Annotated in this window: 3 protein-coding genes; 2 read left to right on the top strand and 1 reads right to left on the bottom strand. The window is 44.6% G+C overall.

Translation table 11 applies throughout. The features are described from left to right. Positions 1-159: 159 nt before the first annotated feature. Positions 160-639, bottom strand: a complete 480-nt coding sequence (locus ACFWZ2_RS43635) for a DUF3967 domain-containing protein (RefSeq protein WP_041332654.1) — start codon at positions 637-639, stop codon at positions 160-162. 119 nt (positions 640-758) lie between these two features. Here ACFWZ2_RS43635 and ACFWZ2_RS43630 point away from each other — a divergent pair, with 119 nt between their 5' ends. Further along, positions 759-929 carry a hypothetical protein gene (locus ACFWZ2_RS43630; protein ID WP_208561537.1) on the top strand — a complete coding sequence of 57 codons (171 nt, stop codon included), beginning with the start codon at positions 759-761 and terminating at the stop codon, positions 927-929. Between the two features lie 165 nt (positions 930-1,094). Beyond that, entirely contained in the window at positions 1,095-1,262 is a 168-nt protein-coding gene (locus tag ACFWZ2_RS43625; protein WP_171900848.1) for a hypothetical protein, read from the top strand. The last annotated feature ends 152 nt before the right edge of the window (positions 1,263-1,414 follow it).

Genomic DNA, 1,414 nt, shown 5'->3' with positions numbered 1-1,414 from the left:
TTGCCGTACTGGAACAATGGAAAGACAAAATGGTTCAGTGGGCTAAAGAAAAATTGCCAAAGATGCGGAAGTTAGCGGCATCGTTTTTCCGTACGGCTGGAATGCCTAGAGAAGCCAATAAATACAAGGACAATGAATTAGAGCGGTGAAAACGGGCAATCAATTGCCCTTCCAAAATTTCCACCACTTTTTTTGTTTGGTGGCTGCGATCATTTTTTGTGTCTCAAGGGACTCACGTAATGCAGCGGTGAGTGTCTCGTGCCTTTCTTGCTGTCTCTTTTCGAATTGCTCCATCCGTTCTGCCATGCGGCGGTTGAAGTCTTCCTGTCGCTTCATGAATTCAATCAAAGGATTGTCTTGTAGCGATGTAGCGGTATCCGATATGGTCAGTTTTGAACGATATAGGCTGGCTATATGCTTTACCGTTTCGTCGAGTGAGTGTCCATTGATTTTAGTCATTGTACATAGATACTCTAAAGTCTTTACGTCATCCTCGGTATAGAGTCGCCATCCTTTTGAGTCCTTATTGAATGAATACCCTTGTTCTTCAAGCATACTTGCATACTTGCGGACGGTCACAGGCTCTATACCGAGATGTTTTGCGACGTCTTTTGACGATAATTTAACTCCCATATCCATCACGAATCACCCCTTAAAAAGGGTTCGCTATAGCGAGGCTAAAGCCCTTTAAGTACTGCACCCTTTATTTGAGTTGTTTTGTAAAAGGGTGCAATTGAAAAGGAACGCTGCGTTACTAAATGAACGGAGAAAGTCAGTTATATCAAGGGGTTAAAGGCGATTTTTTAAGTTCGAGTTTGTTTTGGAGCGGAGAAAAAGAAAGAACTGATAAGGAAACCCGAGGAATCCTGGTCAGTTCTTTTGGGGTTGAATCTGACAAGAAAAGTAAGCCAAACGAAAGTGTAGAATGAACCCATCCTTTGAGTGTGCATCAAAACGGGCTTATTCATAATATGGCTAAAAATATCTGTGGTTACTCATGGATCACGGAGTGCCCAGTTATACGCACCAAATAAATTGGGGCGTACGGGCGGAAATGACCCGCAGGGGCTTTTGATAAAGAGGAGGGGGTAGTAATGCAAGAGATTGATTTTGAAACAGGGATGAAATATGTAAGAGCAACCCTTGGCTTTGAGGGTTTAGTGTTGACGGAAGGAGAGGAAAAGCTTTTAGAAAGGCGGTTTCATGGAGAAATCACAGAAGAAGAATACATAAGAAAAGCGTTGGAGCTGTCTTATCTCTAAATGGGCAGCGTGCGCTCTTGGCGTGAGTCAACGGTAACCGGACCGTAGGGAGGATTAAGGAGTTGACTCGCTCAGCGCCACCCGGACCCTTTCAGCACTCAAACAAACCCGTTTGTTTGACGCCAACCGGCGAGGGAGCCCCCCGGAGATGC

Source organism: Streptomyces sp. NPDC059002 (assembly GCF_042740435.1).
Lineage (GTDB): Bacteria > Actinomycetota > Actinomycetes > Streptomycetales > Streptomycetaceae > Streptomyces.
Note: the sequence above shows the minus strand (reverse complement) of the source record. Positions and strands in the feature narration are given on the sequence as shown.

What these genes read in the sequence shown, in the direction of transcription:
- ACFWZ2_RS43635 (WP_041332654.1), bottom strand. Translation starts at nt 639, where the DNA reads ATGGATATGGGAGTTAAATTATCGTCAAAAGACGTCGCAAAACATCTC.
- ACFWZ2_RS43630 (WP_208561537.1), top strand. Translation starts at nt 759, where the DNA reads ATGAACGGAGAAAGTCAGTTATATCAAGGGGTTAAAGGCGATTTTTTA.
- ACFWZ2_RS43625 (WP_171900848.1), top strand. Translation starts at nt 1,095, where the DNA reads ATGCAAGAGATTGATTTTGAAACAGGGATGAAATATGTAAGAGCAACC.